The organism is Nocardia sp. NPDC050697 (assembly GCF_040654395.1).
In the GTDB taxonomy this organism is placed as follows: Bacteria; Actinomycetota; Actinomycetes; order Mycobacteriales; family Mycobacteriaceae; genus Nocardia.
Genome location: NZ_JBFAHY010000004.1, coordinates 425,469 through 441,063 on the forward strand (window position 1 = coordinate 425,469; position 15,595 = coordinate 441,063).

Here is a 15,595-nt window from a genome sequence, read left to right on the forward strand (position 1 = left end):
GGCGCGGTGGGGTGCCGCGCCCGGTGCCGGCCGGTCAGCGGTCCGGCGGGCCCGCGAGGATGGCGGTGACGGTGTCGAGCAGCTCGTCCATGATCTCGGCGGGGGTGAGCTGGGTGCCGCTGAGCGCGAGGATGTCGCGCAGCCGGTCGCGGTCCCCGAGGGTCTGGAAGGTGAAGGTCATCGCCTGGGTGAGGCGGAAGCGCAGGGTGCGGGGCGGGATCTCCGGGTGCAGCCGGGTGAGCAGCTCGGTGAAGCGCCTGGCCTGACCGGCGAACTCCGCGGTCATCGGGTGCAGGGCGCTGTGGTTCACCGTGATCACGTCGGCGACGACGGTGACCCAGTCGCCGCCGCCGGTCGCCATCGCCTCGGCGACCGGGCGGACGAAGGCTTCGGCCAGGGCGCGGGCGGAGGGCTCCGCGGCCGCCGCGGCGTCGAGGAGCTCGGCGCGGCGCACCGAGATCTCGCCGCCGCGGGCCCGGACCACGGCCCGCACCAGGGCGTCCTTCGAGCCGAAGTGGTAGTGCACCGAGGCGACATTGGCGCCCGCCGCCGCCATCACCGCGCGCAGCGAGACGGCATCGATGCCGCGCTCGGCGAAGAGCCGCTCGGCGGCGGCCACCAAGCGGCGGTCGGTGGGCAGCGTGGCCGCCGCGGGCGGTGCGCCGGAGCCCGGCTCCGCAGCTTCCCGGCCCGCAGTCACGACATCGACCCTAGCGCCCCGCGACCCGCATGCGGGCCGGTGCCCGCTCGGCGCCCGCGGGCGACCCCGTGCGTGGCGATCGGCCTACGACGTCTTGTGCGGCACGCCGACGACCAGCCCGCCGTCCACGATGAACTCCGCACCGGTGGCGTAGGACGACTCGTCGCTGGCCAGGAAGAGCACGAAGGTCGCGACCTCCTCCGGCGCGGCGGGGCGGCCCATCGGGATGGTGACCATGTCGTCCGGGATGTTCTCCGTCATGGGGGTGCGAATCAGCCCGGGGTGCAGGGAGTTCACCCGGATGCCGAGCGGCGCCAGCTCCAGCGCGGCCGACTTGGCCAGCCCGCGCACGCCCCACTTGGTGGCGACGTAGCCGTGCGCCCACGGCGCCCCGCGCAGCCCCTCGATCGAGGAGACATTGATGATCGAGCCGCCGCCCGCCTTCTTCATGGCGGGCACCGCGGCGCGCAACCCGAGGAAGGTGCCGGTCAGGTTGACGTCCAGGATGCGGCGCCACTGGTCGAGGTCGAATTTGTGCACGGGGGCGCCGTTCACGATGCCGGCATTGTTCACCAGCACGCTCAGCGAGCCGAACTCCTGCACGGCGACGGCGACGGCCGCGTCCCACTCCTCGGGCTGGGTGACATCGAGGTGGACGTAGCGCGCGCTGGGCCCGATCTCCTCGGCCAGCGCCTTGCCCTCGTCGTCCAGGATGTCGCCGATGACGACCCGCGCGCCCTCGGCCACCAGCAGCCGGGCGTGCGCGGCGCCCATGCCCCTCGACCCGCCACTGATGAGTGCAACTTTGCCGTCAACGCGTCCCATGGGCCGACGCTACCATAGGATCTGGAACAGGTTCCAGACAGATTTCCAGACAGGTGCTCGGGCACCTTCCGGCAGAGGAGTTTCCATGCCCATCCGCGTCGTCCACATCGCCACCGGGAACGTGGGCGCGCTGGCCCTGCGCCAGCTCGTCACCGACCCGCGATTCGAGCTCGCGGGGCTCGCGGTCTCGACGCCGGGCAAGGTCGGGAAGGACGCGGGGGAGCTGGCCGGGCTCGACGTGGTCACCGGGGTCACCGCGGTCGACGACCTGGACGCGCTGCTCGCGCTGGAGCCGGAGTGCGCGGTGTACTGCGCCATGGGCGACACCAGGCCGATGGAGGCGCTGGAGGACTGCCTGAAGTTCCTGGCCGCCGGGGTGAACGTGGTCGGTTCGGCGCCGGTCTCGTTCCAGTACCCGTGGCAGGTGCTGCCGCAGAAGGTGATCGACCGGGTGCAGAAGATTGCGGTCGAGGGCGGGGCGAGCTTCTTCGTCACCGGGGTGGATCCGGGGTTCGCCAACGACCTCATCCCGTTCGCGCTGGCCTCCACCTGTCAGCGGATCGAGCAGGTGCGCTGCCTGGAGATCGCGGACTACGCGACCTACGACGGCGCGACGGTGATGTTCGACGTCATGGGATTCGGCAAGCCGCTGGACGAGGTGCCGCTGCTGCTGCTCCCCGGCGTGCTCACCATCGCCTGGGGCTCGACGCTGCGGCAGCTGGCGGCGGGATTCGGGATCGAGCTGGACGAGATCACCGAGAGTTACGAGCGGGAGCCCGCGCCGGAGGCGTTCGACATCGCGGCCGGGCACGTGCCGAAGGGTGGCGTGGCGGCGCTGCGCTTCGAGATCGTCGGGCGGGTGCAGGGCCATCCGGCGATCGTGGTGGAGCACGTGACCCGGCTCCGCGACGACCTGCGGCCGGATTGGGCGCGGCCGGCGCAGGAGGGGGGTTCGTACCGGGTGGAGATCACCGGCGAGCCCTCGTACACCGTCGACATCTGCCCGACCAGTGAGCTCGGCGATCACAACCACGCCGCCATCGTGGCGGCGGCGGGGCGGATCGTGAACGCCATCCCGGATGTGGTCGCGGCCGAGCCCGGGTTGCGGACCACCGCCGATCTGCCGCTCGGCACGGGCAGGGGAGTGTTCGCGGTTCCGGCGAAGTGAGTCGAGCGGGCCGGGCTCGCGGGCCCGGCCCGTACGGCGTGACCCTCGCGGGGCCCGGCCTATGCGGCTCGCCGCCCGTGCGGCCCGACGCGTGCGGGGCCCGGCCGCACGGCGCGGGGTGTGGCAGCGTCCGCTACCCCCGCGGACCGCGGTACAGCGTCACCGCGCAGGCCCCGCCGAGCCCGAGGTTGTGCGCGAGCCCGATCCGCGCGCCGGGCACCTGGCGCCCTTGCGCCAACCCTCGCAACTGCCAGGACAATTCGGCGCACTGCGCCAGCCCGGTCGCGCCGAGCGGGTGCCCCTTGGAGATCAACCCCCCGGACGGGTTCACCACCCAGCGCCCGCCGTACGTGGTCCCCCCCGACTCCACCAGCGCCCCGGACTCCCCGGCCGCGCACATCCCGAGCCCCTCGTAGGTGAGCAGCTCGTTGATGGAGAAGCAGTCGTGCACCTCGAGCACATCCACCTCCTCGATGCCGACCCCGGCCGCCTCGAAGACCTGCCGCCCGGCCCGCCGCGTCATGGGCGTGCCCACCACGTCGATCATCGACCCGCTCGCGAAGGACTCGGCGTCGTCGGTGACCAGCGCCTGCGCCGCGATCTCCACCGCCTGCCCGCCCAGCCCGTGCGCCTCGACGAAGCGCTCGCTCGCGATCACCGCCGCGGCGGCGCCGTCCGACATGGGGGAGCACTGCGAGCGGGTCAGCGGGTCGTGCACCGGCTTGTCGGCGAGCACCTGCTCGACGGTGTAGGCGTCCTGGAACTGCGCGTACGGGTTGCGGGTCGAGTGCTCGTGGTTCTTCACCGCGACCGCGGCCAGCTGCTCCCGGGTGGTGCCGTACACCCGCATGTGCTCGGCCGCGGCGGCACCGAAGAACTGGGTGGTGAGCGGCGCCGTGCCGAACCCCGCCGCGGCCTTCAGCGCCGCCAGGTGCCGGTCGATGGTGGTCACCGCGGGCCGTGCGCCCGACCCGGCCATGGCCTCCTTTGTCATCTGTTCGAAGCCGACCGCCAGCGTCACCTCGGCGGCGCCGAACCGCACCCACTCCTGGGCGAGCAGCAGCGCGGAGGTGCCGGTGGCGCAGTTGTTGTTGACGTTCACCGCCGGAATCCCGGTGAGCCCCACCTCGTACAGCGCGCGCTGCCCGGCGGTCGAGGGCTGGAAGACGTAGCCGACGGCGGCCCGCTGCACCCGGTCGTAGCCGATGCCGGCGTCGCCGAGCGCGCCGCCCACCGCCTCGGCCACCATCTGCGGGTACGTCCAGTCCCGGCTCTGGATCTTCTCGAACTTCGTCATGCCGACGCCGACGACGTAAACCCGGTTGCTCATGCGTTCTCCTCGGATCAGGGCCGGTCGCTGCCGACGACCCACAGGGCGTGGAACTGGGAGGCGCCGCCCATGGCGTGCCCGACGGCCAGGCGCGCGCCGTCCACCTGGTGCGCGCCCGCGGTGCCGCGCACCTGCAGCGCGGCCTCGGCGAAGCGGAGCAGCCCGGTGGCGCCGGTGGGGTTGCCGGAGAGCACGCCGCCGGAGGGGTTCACCGGCAGCGCGCCGCCGAACGCGGTGCTGCCGTCGTCGACGAGTTCCCAGCCGCGGCCCACCTCGGCGAGCCCGATGTTCTCCAGCCACATGGGCTCGTACCAGCTGTACGGGATGTACAGCTCGGCGGTGTCGATCTCGCGCGCGGGGTCGGTGATCCCGGCCTGCCGGTAGGCGTCGGCGGCGCACTGGCGGCCCGCCTCCGGGTTCACCTCGTCGCGGCCGGCGAAGTGGCCGGTCTCGGTGCGCCAGGACATGCCGTGGATCCAGGCGGGCGGGTGCGTGCCGCCGCCCGCGTCGTCCGCGCCGGTGACCACGATGGCGCAGGAGCCGTCGGAGGAGGGGCAGGACTCCAGGTAGCGGATGGGGTCCCAGAGCATGCGCGATTCGCGCACCTCCTCGACGGTGATGTCCGGGCGCTGGATGTGCGCGTACGGGTTGCGGGTGGCATTGAGCCGGTGGTTCACCGCGACCTGCCAGCCGATGTGCTCGGGCGCGCCGGAGCGGCGGATGTACTCGCGGATGATCGGGGCGAAGTGCGCGCCCGCGCCCGCACCGAGGTGCGCGCTGAACGGCAGCCCGCGGGAGAGCGCCCAGGTGAAATCGCCCTCCGACTCCTTGGAGTAGGCGACCACCAGCACCCGCCTGGCCAGCCCGGCCTGCACCAGGTGCGCGCCGTAGATGGCGGCGTGCCCGCCCACGCTGCCGCCGGTGAACACCCTGGTCACCGGCAGCCCGCGGGCGCCCATGGCGTCGGCGAGGTAGAGCTCGGGGTTCATCACGCCGTCGAACAGGTCGGGGGTCTTGGAGAGCACCACCGCATCGATGTCGGCGAACTCCAGCCGGGCATCGGTGAGCGCGGCGTCCACCGACTCGCGCACCATGGCGCCGATGGTGACCTCGCGCCGCTTGGCCTGTTTGCTCTGCCCGATCCCGACTACCGCGGTCCTCATCGGTCCCCCTCCAGCAGGCAGATCATGTTCTGTTGCAGCGCGGGGCCATTGGTGGCGTGCGCCAGCGTGCGCCCGGCCCGGCCGCGCAGGATGTGCGCGGCCGCCTCGCCGATCCGGATGAGCCCGGTGGCGGTGGCGGGGCGGCCGGTGAGCGGGCCGCCGCCCGGGTTGATCGGGGTCGCGCCGAGGCCGAGCGCGGACGCGAGAAATGGCTCCTGGTAGCTGTATTCGGTGTGCAGCTCGGCGACGTCCACCTCGGTGGCGCCGAATCCGGCGAACTCCGCCGCCCTGGCTGCCGCGCGGATCACGGTGTCGCACTTCGTGAGATCCCGCGCGCCGAGGTAGTGCGTGTCCATCCGGTGGTCGATGCCGCGCAGCCACGCCGGACGCTCCGCGAGCGCCCGCGCGGTGTCACCGGCGGCGAGCACGAGCACCGCGGCCGCGTCACCCGCGGGGCCGCAGTCGTGCGCGCGCAGCGGGCTGGCGACGTACGGCGCGGCCAGCAGCTCCGCGACCGTCACCACCCCGCTGACCTGCGCGCCCGGCTCGTCCACGGCGGCGGCCAGGCTCCGCGCGACCACCTCGGCCAGCTGCTTCTCGTCCAGCGCGCCCGCGGCGAGCAGCGCGGCGGCCTGCAGCCCGGCGGCGGCGTCCCGGTGCGGGCGCAGCGGGGCCAGGAAGTAGGGGTCGAGCTGGGCGGCCATGACCTGGTCCAGGTCGGCGGGGAGCGCGGCGCGGCCGATGCCGTACACCACCGCGATCTCGCCCTCGCCGAGCTGCAGCCAGGTCCACGCCTCGTGCAGCGCCCACGCGGCGTCCATCTCGACGTGCGATTCGGAGATCGGCGGCCAGGCCCCGACGGCGTCCAGCGAATCGATGTAGGCGAAGGTGCGGCCCTCGAAGAAGTCGTGGCTGCCGGAGGCCCAGAAGTCGACCCGGTCGCGGGTGATCCCGGCCGCGGCCAGCGCCCGGCGCATCACCGGGAGCAGGATCTCGGCCATGTCGACCTCGCGGTCGGCCGCCTTCCCCGGCGAGCGCTCGTACGCCACCACCGCGACATCACGCATCGGAACCCCCGACCGGCCGGAAGTAGCGGATGCTGTCCAGGGAGTGCGTCAGCTCCGCCTCCTCGGCCCACACCGGCTCCACCTCCATGCCGATCTCCAGTGCGGCCGAATCGATCTCGCGCACCAGGTGCATGAGCCTGGTGTCGGCGCCGTGCACCTGAATCTGTGCGACGGCGTAGGGCGGGTCGAACCGCTGCCCGGGGAACGGGAAGTTCACCACGCAGAAGGTGCGCACGGTGCCGGTGCCCGCCAGCGGGAAGGGCGCGGAGAGCTCGGTGAGGCAGCGCGAGCAGAACTCCGGCGGCGGCAGGTACACCTGCGCGCAGCCGGGACAGCGCCGGGCCAGCAGCTCGCGCCGGGCGAGGCCGCGCAGGAAGAGCGAGCGCCCGCCGCCCGCCACGTAGGTGTAGTCCATCTTGAACGGGCTGGTGAACGTGGTCACCGGGGCGGGCAGGGTCACGATTCCTCCAGGGGCTCGAAGCAGACGATGTCGCGGATGCTCCCCTCCCGCTCCGCGCGCCAGCGCACCCTGACCCGCAGCCCCGGCGTGATCCGGTCCAGCTCCCCGCCGACGTCGACCGCGTGGAAGAGCGCGCCCTCGGTGCCGTCGATCCGGATCAGCGCCCAGGCGAAGTGGCCGGGGCCGAGCTCGTCGGCCTCCCGGCTCGGCACCCCGGTCCAGCCGAGCACCGTGCCGACGTCCGGGAGTGGAACGAGTTCGCCGGTGGGGCGGGCGGTCTCCGGGTCGATCTCCAGCGGCGGGCAGAGCACGGTGCCGCGGTCGGTGCGGGCGCCGAAGAGCAGTGCCTCGCGGAGCCCGCCGAAGAACACGCCGAGCGTGGGGCCCACCGTGCGGGTGAAGGGAAACTCGACGCTGTAGGGCGCGGTGAGGCTGGATTCTGCGGGTTCGCTCGGCATGGCGCCTCCGGTGGGGTAGGGATCGCCCACCGATCGTGGACCGGTGCCGCAGCGTTGTCAATCAACTGATTGAATGCTGACCAGCCGGTGTGCTCGGACAGGTGTACAGGTGTGCGCCGGTGTCGTAAGCTCGAGCATAATTAGAACCTGTTCCACCATTCGGTGTGAGGAGATCGCATGGCCATCGTCGAAACGCTGACGCCCACCGCCGACGGGCATCGCAGGCTCGGCCTGCGCTCGCCCGCGGACGGGGCGGATGTCGGCGAGATCGTGGTGCGCACGCCGGAGGAGGTGACCGCCGCGATCGCGAGGGCCCGCGCGGCCCAGCCCGGCTGGGCGGCGCGCCCGATCAAGGAGCGCGCCGCGATCATCCGGCAGGCGGTGCAGGTGCTGGTGGACCGGCGCGAAGAGATCGCCGCCACCGTGCGCGGGGAGACCGGCAAGCCGCTGGTCGAGGCGCTGGCGGTGGAGATCCTGCCCTCCTGCGACTTCCTGAACTACTGGAGCGGCCGCGCGCCCAAGGACCTCGCCGACGAGAAGCGGCGGCTGCACGGGTACCTGGCGCCGCTGAAGAAGCTGGTGGTCGGGTACCGCCCGCTCGGCGTCGTCGGCGTGATCACGCCCTGGAACGGGCCGTTCGTGCTTTCCATCAACCCCGTCGCGCAGGCGCTGCTTGCCGGGAACGCGGTGCTGCTCAAGCCCTCCGAGGTGACCCCGCACTCCGGCGAGTGGGCGGTGAAGGTGCTGCACGAGGCGGGTGTCCCCGAGGACGTGCTCCAGGTGCTGCACGGCGACGGCGAGACCGGCGCTGCCCTGGTCAACGGTGCTATCGACAAGATCTCGTTCACCGGGAGCGTGCCGACCGGCAAGCGGATCGCGGCGGCCTGCGCCGAGCGGCTCATCCCGTGCACGCTGGAGCTCGGCGGCAAGGACGCCATGATCGTCTGCGCGGACGCGGATCTGGAGCGGGCCTCGGCGGGCGCGGTGTACCTGTCCATGTTCAACAGCGGGCAGGTGTGCGTCGGCGTCGAGCGCGTCTACGTGGTGGAGAGCATCGCCGAGGAGTTCATCGCCAAGGTGCGGGAGAAGGCCGCGGCGGTGACCTACGGCGCGAACAAGGATGTGGGCCCGCTCTTCTGGGATCGCCAGCTGGACATCGTCAGCAAGCACGTGCAGGACGCCAGGGACAAGGGCGCCACCGTGCTGCTCGGCGGCGAGCAGGACACCGCCGACGGCGTCTACTTCCAGCCGACCGTGGTCGTCGACGTCACGCACGACATGGAGCTCATGCGCGAGGAGACCTTCGGCCCGATCGTCTCGATCATGCGGGTCGCCGACGAGGCCGAGGCGGTCCGGCGCGCCAACGACAGCGCCTACGGCCTGAGCGGCAGCGTCTTCACCCGGGATCGGGAGAAGGCGGTGCGGCTGGCGCGCGAGCTGCACACCGGGTCGGTGGTGCACAACGACGCCTCGGTCATCTACGGGGTGCCGGAGGCGCCGTTCGGCGGGCGCAAGGACAGCGGGCTCGGGCAGGTGAACGGCATCGACGCGCTGCGCGGCTTCACGCACGCGCAGCCGGTGCTGATCGACCGCTGGGGGCCGAAGAAGGAGAGCATCTGGTACCCGTACGCCGATCAGATGGTGCAGACGCTGGATCGCACCATCCGGCTCGGGTTCGGCAGCAAGCTCGCGCGCAGACTCATGCGCTGAGACCTGCGGGGGGCCGGTCGCGGATCAGGGGCCGGCCGGACGGAGGGTGCCGGCCGCCGCGATGGCGATGGCGGCGGCCAGCGCCTCCAGGGCGGGCGACTCCACCTTCCACTGCTGCCAGTAGAGCGGCACGTCCACGGTGACGTCGCCATCGATCCGGGCCAGCTCCGGCGCCGCCGCCAGCTGCGGTTCGGCCACCATGCCCCAGCCGAGGCCGAGCCGGATCGCGGCCACGTAGGCGTGCGGGGTCGGGACGAAGTGCCGCGGCGCCGTCACCGCCCGCCGGGTGCGTTTGCGCAGGTACTCCTCCTGCAGATTGTCCTTGCGGTCGAAGTTCACCACCGGCGCGCTGGCCAGGGAGGCGGCGTCGGCGCCGTCCGGGAACCAGGTCGCCGCGAACTCCGGCGCCGCCATCGGGCGGTACCGCATGCTGCCCAGCGGGCGCACCGAGCAGCCCTGCACCGCGCGCCGCGTCGCGGTGACGGCGGCGACCACGGTGCCGTCGCGCAGCAGCGCGGTGGTGTGCTCCTCGTCCTCCCGGTGGATCTCGAAGCTCAGCCCCGGCGGGGTGCGGGCGAGCGCGGGCATCACCCAGGTGTCCAGGGAGTCGGCGTTCACCGCGAACGGAAGCCGCACCGGGCCGGTCCCGGACTCCGCGCCGAGCTCGCGGGCGGTCTCGCCGACGAGGAGCTCCAGCTGCCTGGCCAGGCGGAGCACGGCGGCGCCGGATGCGGTGGGGCGCACCGGCTTCACCCGCTGCACCAGGATGCGGCCCGCCGCGTCCTCCAGTGCCTTGATGCGCTGGCTCAGGGCGGACGGGGTGATGTGCAGGCTGCGGGCGGCGGCCTCGAAGGTGCCCTCGGTGACGGCGGCGCTCAGCGCGCGCAGCTGGTCGAGCTGCAGATCCATATTCAGGAATTCTAATGGTGCGTGAAAATCATCAGTTGGACTGTTCGGTGCGGCGTTCCTAGTTTGGCGGGGTGACCTCGATCCTCTCCGGTTTCGGCTTCGGACTCTCGCTCATCGTGGCGATCGGCGCGCAGAACGCGTATGTGCTGCGGCAGGGGATCAGCCGCGCGCACGTGGGCGCGGTGGTTGCGGTCTGCGCGGTCTCGGATGTGCTGCTCATCGCGGCCGGGGTCGCGGGGTTCGGGGCGGTGGTGCGGTCGGTGCCGGAGGTGCTGGTGGTGGCGCGGTGGGCCGGGGCGGCGTTCCTGTTCGGGTACGCGGTCTCGGCGTTGCGGCGAGCCTGGAGTCCGGTGGCGCTGGTTCCGGCCGCTGGTCCCGAGCCGGGCGTCGACACGGCTGCGCTGGTGCACGTGGGCGCGGCACCGAGGGGCGACACTTCGCCGCGGACCGTCGACGGTGGTCTGATTCAGGGCGGAGGCCGTCCGGCTCCGGGCCGGGACTCGATGCGCCGCTCCGCACCGGCGCTGGGTGCGACCATCGCCACGACCCTGGCCCTGACCTGGCTCAACCCGCACGTCTACCTGGACACCGTGGTCCTGTTCGGTTCCTTCGCCTCGGCCCACGCGGGCGCGGACCGGTGGTACCTCGCGGCCGGCGCCATGACCGCGAGCGTCCTGTGGTTCCTCGCGCTCGGCTACGGCGCCCGCCTGCTCGGCCCGCTCTTCGCCCGCCCCGGCGCCTGGCGCGTGCTGGACGCCGGCATCGCGCTGATCATGCTGGCGCTCGGCGCCGGGCTGCTGCTCGGCTGAACTAGGACTTGTGCGGCACCCCGACGGTGAGCCCGCCGTCCACCACGAACTCCGCGCCGGTCGAGTACGAGGACTCGTCCGAGGCCAGGAAGACCACCAGCGCCGACACCTCCTCCGGCTCCGCCCCGCGACCGAGCGGGATCTGCAGGAAGTCCTCCGGGATCCCCTCGGTCATGGGCGTCCGGATGAGCCCGGGGTGCACCGAGTTCACCCGGATGCCCTGCGGCGCCAGCTCCAGCGCCGCCGACTTGGTGAGCCCGCGCACCGCGAACTTGGTCGCCACGTACCCGTGCAGCCCCGCGCTGCCCCGCATCCCCTCCACCGAGGAGATGTTCACGATCGAGCCGCCGCCAGACCTCCGCAGCAGCGGCACCGAGGCGCGCATGCCGAGGAAGGTGCCGGTCAGGTTGATATCGATGATCTTCTGCCACTCGCTCAGCTCGAAATCGGGCAGCAGGTTCCCGTTCGCGATCCCGGCATTGTTGACCAGCACGTGCAGCCCGCCGAAGCTCTCCTCGGCGGTGCGCACCGCGGCGCTCCACGCCTCCGGATCGCGGACGTCGAGCGGGACGTAGACCGCGGCGTCGCCGAGCTCCGCGGCCAGCGCCGCGCCCGGCTCGTCCAGGATGTCGCCGAGCACCACCCGGCCGCCCGCGGCCACCACCGCCCTGGCGTGCGCGGCGCCCATGCCACGGGCCGCGCCGCTGATCAGTGCCACCTTGCCGCTGAGTCGGCTCACCGGTTCTCCTCACGTTGGTCGAGCGTCGGCACCGAACTTACGCCGCTCATTGCTGTAACTGGGTGTTGCAGATACTCCGTACCCGTGGTTACGGTAAGCGGGACTGAAGGAGTACCGATGACGCTGCTTCGACGGCTCGCCCGGCGCGCCGACCCCGGCGCGGTCGCGCTGCGGGCCCGCGCGGTGCGCTTCGACTGGGCGGACACGCCCCTGCACTGGATGCCGGGCGAGCCCATCGCCTCGCACCTGATCAACGCGCTGAACCTGCTGCTCCCCGAGGGCGAGCGGATGTTCTGCGCCGCCTACGGCGAGGCGCTGCCACTGGTCCGCGACGAGCGGCTGCGCGCCGCCATGCTCGGCTTCGTCGGCCAGGAGGCGGTGCACGCCGACACCCACGAGCGGGTGCTGCACGAGGTGCTCGCGGCGGCCGGGATCGATCCGGGGCCGTACCTGCGGCAGGCCGAGTTCCTCTTCCGGAAGACGCTCGGGCCGCGGGCGGACGGCGCCGTCCAGATGCTGGTCGAGCGGCTCACCTTCATCGCCTGCCTGGAGCACTTCTTCGCGTACCTGGGGGACTGGGTGCTCAATGCGGATCTGGAGGGGTTCGGGGCGGATCCGCGGATGGCCGATCTGTATCGGTGGCACGGGGCCGAGGAGGTGGAGCACCGGCATGTGGCGCACGACGTCGCGGTGTATTTCGGGGCGGGGTACCTGCGGCGTTCGGCGGTCATGACGCTGACCTTCCCGGTGTTCCTGCTGCTTCTGCTGCGGGGGACCCGGTTCCTGGTGCGGCAGGATCCGGCGCTGCCGGATCACGGGTATCCGGTGTTGATGGTGCGGGTGGGGGCCGCCATGTGGCGTGGGGCGCTGCCGGGTGTGCCGTCGCTGCTGCGGAGTGCGGCAAGCACTTTCGTGCCGGGGTATGACCCGGGCGGGGTCGGGTCGACGGCGCAGGCGGTGGCGTATCTCGCGCAGTCGCCCGCCGCGAAGGCGGCGGCCTCGTGAGTGCGGCACAGCAGGAGCGGCGTGCCGCGACGTACGCCGGCGCCGGTCGTTCCGGCAGCGCCGACCCTCCGCTCCCCGCCGATCTCTTCGGCGACGGCCGCCCGGACCGCGCCCTCCGCGTGGTGCACGCCCTCGCCTCGGCCCGCCTGCGCTGGTCCGCGCTGACCCACCGCCGCGCCCCGGTCACGGCGGTGTACGCTGACCGGCTGCCGCTGATCGTGGCGCGCCGCGAGCAGGTCGCGGACGACGTCGTCGCCCTCACCCTCCGCGCCCCGGACGGCGGCGCCCTGCCCCGCTGGCACCCCGGCGCCCACCTCGACCTGGAACTCCCCTCCGGCCGCCTCCGCCAGTACTCGCTCTGCGGCGACCCGGACGACCGCCACGCCTACCGCATCGCCGTCCGCCGCATCGACACCGGCGGCGGCGGTTCCAGGGAGATCCACGAATCCCTTACCGCCGGAAGCGCACTGATTGCCCGCGGCCCCCGCAATGCCTTCCCGTTCGCCGTCCCCGGCTTCGGCTCCCCGGCGCACCGGCTGTGCTTCGTGGCGGGCGGCATCGGCATCACCCCGATCCTGCCCATGCTCCGCCGCGCCGACCGGCTCGGCGCCGACTGGTCCCTCGTCTACACCGGCCGCGCCCCCGAATCCCTGCCGTTCCGAACCGAACTCGCCCGCTTCGGGGATCGGGTGCGCATCCGCACCGACGACCGCGACGGCCGCCCGGACGCCACCGAGTTGCTCCCCGGCCTCGGCTCCGGCACCGCCGTCTACTGCTGCGGCCCCACCGGCCTGACCGACACCGTCCTCGCCGCCACCCGCCCCCTGCCCGGCGTCGAGGTGCACGTCGAACGCTTCGGCCCGGCGCCGGTCGAGAACGGCGTCCCCTTCGAACTGGAACTCGCCCGCACCGGCGAGATCCTCGCCGTTCCCGCCGACCGCTCCGCCCTCGACGTCCTGCTCGAGGCGCGCCCCGACCGCCTCTACTCGTGCAGGCAGGGCTTCTGCCGCACCTGCGTCACCCGGGTACTGGCGGGCGAACCCGACCACCGCGACGGCGCGCTCACCCCCGCAGAGCGTGCGGCGGGCGAGATCCTCCCGTGCGTCTCCCGCGCCGACGGCGGCCGGCTGGTGCTCGACGTCTGAGCGCTCACCCCGCCGCGAGCCGCGCCAGCTCCGACTCCACCGCCGCGATCTGATGCGCGCACACCCCCCACGGCTCGGCCACCCCGACCACCGTGTCCAGATCCCACAGCACGCACCGCTCACCCGGCCGCGCCACCAGCGACCAGGCCACCACCGTGCGCCCGAGCTGCCGCTCCACCGGCTCCGCGGTACCGCTCCCCGAGCCGTCCGGGCGGTGGTGCAGGAATCGCCCGTACGCCGCCGCGCAGAAATCCGCGTACCGCTCGGTGCAGAGGATGAGCCCGTGCCACGCCTCGTCCACCGCGTGCGAGGGCATGCCGATCATCCGGCCGTCGCGCAGCGCGGCCCCGCAGCAGCGCAGCCACTGCCGCAGCCCGGTGATCACCAGGTCGCGCGGCTCCCACGGGCAGGTCTTGAAGACCGGCTCCACGAGCTCCAGTGCCGCCACGGCACGGTCGACCCGGCCCAGGTCGATCGCGGGCCGCGCGGCCGCGCGGGAACGGAGGAGCGCCACCTCCCCACTGTAGCCAGCGGGACCGATTCGTACTGCTCGGAGCCGGTTTCGGCGCTACCATTCGGCCATGACCGCCGTTCTCGTCGTCGCGCTGGTGCTGCTGGTGCTGGTCTTCCTCGTCATCGGGTTCCTGGTGTGGCGCCTGGTCTCCAGCGCGCACGACCAGCTCGGCGACTTCACCACCCGGATCGGCAGCGGCGGGCACTCACCGTGGAGCGCCGCCGACTCCGGCAGCTCGAGTACGTCCTGGTCCGACAGCGGGTTCGGGTTCTCCGGCGGTGATTCGTCGTCGCACCACCATCACCACCACTCGCACGACCACCACTCGCACGGTTCGTCCTGCTCCAGCGGTAGCTCCTGCTCGAGCGGGAGTTCGTGCAGCAGCGGTTCCTCGTGCAGCAGCGGAAGTTCGTGCAGCAGCGGCAGCAGTAGCAGCTGCGGCGGGGGTTCCTGACCGTTTCTGCCAGAACCCGGACCCGGTATGCGTTGCTACTCGTTAGCTAGCGGTACCGATCCGGTTGCCGCCCCGCTGTGTCCCGCTTCCCTCCCCTGAGAGCGCCCCCCACTCGTCCCGAAAATTTGTCGGAGATCACAATTCAGCGCCGGTCGCGGGCTGTGAATCTGCACAAGCAGGGCCGATGCCGACCGGCGCTCCATCCCGAATGGTTTGGGTGACCGCGGGTTCGGGAAACATGGAAGTACAGACCGGCTACCCGGTGCGGCGTCTCGATTGCGGGGCTACTGTGCCGTCCGTGGAAATTCTGATCGTGGTCGCGGTCGTAGCAGTCGTTCTGTTCATGGTCATCGGAGTCGTGCAACTCGCCAGCCGTCCCCCGCTGGATCGCAGTCGCTGGGAGAATGCCGAACCCCGGGAGGCGCGCATCGACAGCGGCCCCCGCTAACCCCCGTCCCGGCGTCCGGTGCGTTCGCGCATCGGACGCGACGGATCACGCCTGCTCGTTGTGAGCGGGCGACAGCACCACCACGGCGAGCGGCCGCGCGGTCAGCTTCTGATAGTCGGTGTACCGCCCCTGGTTGACCCCGTCCACGATCGTCCACCGGCGCAGGTAATCCGGATCCCCCGGATACGTCGGCCTGGCCGTCACCCGGATCCGCTCCCGCCCCACCTGGATCTCGCACTCCGGCCGCGCCTTCAGATTCGCCAGCCACCCCGGCGGCCTGTCCGCCCCGCCGTTCGAGGCCGTCACCAGGAAATTGTCCCCATCCCGGCCGTACGTCAACGCCGCCACCCGCGGCTCCCCGCTCTTCCGCCCCACGGTCCGCAGCAGCAGCGTCGGATTCCCGAACAGCACCCGGTGCCCCACCCGCCCGTCACTGCGTTCGTACAGCCACTGATGCGCCTGCAACAGCTTCACGAACACACTCGCCATCACGGCCTCCGGAACCTCGCGGGTACGTCCTGCCACCCTAGTGCCGAGCTCGCAACTGGTGTCGGGATCAGGTGAGCCGGTAGCATCCGGTGGCACTCGTGATCGCGAGGTCGGGGGCGGTAGCTCAGTCGGTTAGAGCCGTGGACTCATAATCCATTGGTCGCGGGTTCGAGCCCCGCCCGCCCCACAAATAGCTTTTGGA

General features: G+C 72.4%; 18 protein-coding genes and 1 tRNA gene. 8 read left to right on the plus strand and 11 right to left on the minus strand.

Annotated elements, in window-relative coordinates; translation table 11 throughout:
* Positions 1-34: 34 nt before the first annotated feature.
* Entirely contained in the window at positions 35-700 is a 666-nt protein-coding gene (locus AB0H71_RS17580; protein WP_357021473.1) for a TetR/AcrR family transcriptional regulator, read from the minus strand.
* Between the two features lie 84 nt (positions 701-784).
* Entirely contained in the window at positions 785-1,525 is a 741-nt protein-coding gene (locus AB0H71_RS17585; RefSeq protein WP_357021475.1) for a glucose 1-dehydrogenase, read from the minus strand.
* Positions 1,526-1,610: 85 nt separating this feature from the next.
* On the opposite strand from AB0H71_RS17585, the gene AB0H71_RS17590 reads away from it, so the two are divergent.
* Positions 1,611-2,693, plus strand: a complete 1,083-nt coding sequence (locus AB0H71_RS17590) for a diacylglycerol kinase (protein WP_357021478.1) — start codon at positions 1,611-1,613, stop codon at positions 2,691-2,693.
* A 133-nt stretch (positions 2,694-2,826) separates the two neighbouring features.
* On the opposite strand, the gene AB0H71_RS17595 is transcribed toward AB0H71_RS17590, so the two are convergent.
* The 5 genes from AB0H71_RS17595 to AB0H71_RS17615 are packed head-to-tail and all read right to left on the minus strand — an operon-like array spanning position 2,827 to position 7,171.
* Positions 2,827-4,023 (minus strand): beta-ketoacyl synthase N-terminal-like domain-containing protein, encoded by a 1,197-nt coding sequence (locus AB0H71_RS17595; RefSeq protein WP_357021481.1) that lies wholly within the window; start codon positions 4,021-4,023, stop codon positions 2,827-2,829.
* 14 nt (positions 4,024-4,037) lie between these two features.
* Positions 4,038-5,186: a thiolase domain-containing protein gene (locus AB0H71_RS17600; protein ID WP_357021484.1), complete on the minus strand. Its 1,149-nt coding sequence runs from the start codon at positions 5,184-5,186 to the stop codon at positions 4,038-4,040.
* Positions 5,183-6,253 carry a lipid-transfer protein gene (locus tag AB0H71_RS17605; RefSeq protein WP_357021487.1) on the minus strand — a complete coding sequence of 357 codons (1,071 nt, stop codon included), beginning with the start codon at positions 6,251-6,253 and terminating at the stop codon, positions 5,183-5,185. Before AB0H71_RS17605 ends, AB0H71_RS17600 begins: the two co-directional genes overlap by 4 nt.
* A complete protein-coding gene (locus AB0H71_RS17610) occupies positions 6,246-6,716 on the minus strand; it encodes a Zn-ribbon domain-containing OB-fold protein (protein ID WP_357021964.1) in 471 nt (156 codons plus the stop codon). Before AB0H71_RS17610 ends, AB0H71_RS17605 begins: the two co-directional genes overlap by 8 nt.
* A complete protein-coding gene (locus tag AB0H71_RS17615) occupies positions 6,710-7,171 on the minus strand; it encodes a DNA-binding protein (protein ID WP_357021490.1) in 462 nt (153 codons plus the stop codon). The genes AB0H71_RS17610 and AB0H71_RS17615 overlap by 7 nt, the downstream gene beginning before the upstream one ends.
* Before the next feature lie 177 nt (positions 7,172-7,348).
* Between AB0H71_RS17615 and AB0H71_RS17620 the strand changes: the two genes are divergently transcribed.
* A complete protein-coding gene (locus AB0H71_RS17620) occupies positions 7,349-8,881 on the plus strand; it encodes an aldehyde dehydrogenase family protein (protein WP_357021493.1) in 1,533 nt (510 codons plus the stop codon).
* 24 nt (positions 8,882-8,905) lie between these two features.
* Here the strand turns inward: AB0H71_RS17620 and AB0H71_RS17625 are convergent, their stop codons facing one another.
* Positions 8,906-9,790 (minus strand): LysR family transcriptional regulator ArgP, encoded by an 885-nt coding sequence (locus tag AB0H71_RS17625; RefSeq protein WP_357021496.1) that lies wholly within the window; start codon positions 9,788-9,790, stop codon positions 8,906-8,908.
* Between the two features lie 71 nt (positions 9,791-9,861).
* Between AB0H71_RS17625 and AB0H71_RS17630 the strand changes: the two genes are divergently transcribed.
* Positions 9,862-10,599 carry a LysE/ArgO family amino acid transporter gene (locus AB0H71_RS17630; RefSeq protein ID WP_357021498.1) on the plus strand — a complete coding sequence of 246 codons (738 nt, stop codon included), beginning with the start codon at positions 9,862-9,864 and terminating at the stop codon, positions 10,597-10,599.
* Position 10,600: 1 nt separating this feature from the next.
* On the opposite strand, the gene AB0H71_RS17635 is transcribed toward AB0H71_RS17630, so the two are convergent.
* Positions 10,601-11,338 carry a glucose 1-dehydrogenase gene (locus tag AB0H71_RS17635; RefSeq protein ID WP_357021500.1) on the minus strand — a complete coding sequence of 246 codons (738 nt, stop codon included), beginning with the start codon at positions 11,336-11,338 and terminating at the stop codon, positions 10,601-10,603.
* 117 nt (positions 11,339-11,455) lie between these two features.
* On the opposite strand from AB0H71_RS17635, the gene AB0H71_RS17640 reads away from it, so the two are divergent.
* The gene (locus AB0H71_RS17640; RefSeq protein WP_357021503.1) at positions 11,456-12,343 is read left to right on the plus strand and encodes a metal-dependent hydrolase; all 888 of its coding nucleotides are present in this window, start codon (positions 11,456-11,458) and stop codon (positions 12,341-12,343) included.
* Positions 12,340-13,488, plus strand: coding sequence for a PDR/VanB family oxidoreductase (locus AB0H71_RS17645; protein WP_357021505.1), 1,149 nt, complete (start codon positions 12,340-12,342; stop codon positions 13,486-13,488). Before AB0H71_RS17640 ends, AB0H71_RS17645 begins: the two co-directional genes overlap by 4 nt.
* A 4-nt stretch (positions 13,489-13,492) precedes the next feature.
* On the opposite strand, the gene AB0H71_RS17650 is transcribed toward AB0H71_RS17645, so the two are convergent.
* Positions 13,493-14,002, minus strand: coding sequence for a hypothetical protein (locus AB0H71_RS17650; protein WP_357021508.1), 510 nt, complete (start codon positions 14,000-14,002; stop codon positions 13,493-13,495).
* Positions 14,003-14,069: 67 nt separating this feature from the next.
* On the opposite strand from AB0H71_RS17650, the gene AB0H71_RS17655 reads away from it, so the two are divergent.
* Together AB0H71_RS17655 and AB0H71_RS17660 are read left to right on the plus strand one after the other, a co-directional pair.
* The gene (locus AB0H71_RS17655; protein ID WP_357021511.1) at positions 14,070-14,456 is read left to right on the plus strand and encodes a hypothetical protein; all 387 of its coding nucleotides are present in this window, start codon (positions 14,070-14,072) and stop codon (positions 14,454-14,456) included.
* Between the two features lie 298 nt (positions 14,457-14,754).
* On the plus strand, positions 14,755-14,904 hold the full coding sequence (locus tag AB0H71_RS17660; RefSeq protein ID WP_357021514.1) for a hypothetical protein: 150 nt from the start codon (positions 14,755-14,757) through the stop codon (positions 14,902-14,904).
* Between the two features lie 45 nt (positions 14,905-14,949).
* Here AB0H71_RS17660 and AB0H71_RS17665 read toward each other — a convergent pair whose 3' ends face one another.
* Complete coding sequence (locus tag AB0H71_RS17665) at positions 14,950-15,393, minus strand: nitroreductase family deazaflavin-dependent oxidoreductase (protein ID WP_357021517.1); 444 nt, start codon at positions 15,391-15,393, stop codon at positions 14,950-14,952.
* Positions 15,394-15,506: 113 nt separating this feature from the next.
* On the opposite strand from AB0H71_RS17665, the gene AB0H71_RS17670 reads away from it, so the two are divergent.
* Positions 15,507-15,580, plus strand: a tRNA-Ile gene (locus AB0H71_RS17670).
* Positions 15,581-15,595: the final 15 nt, after the last annotated feature.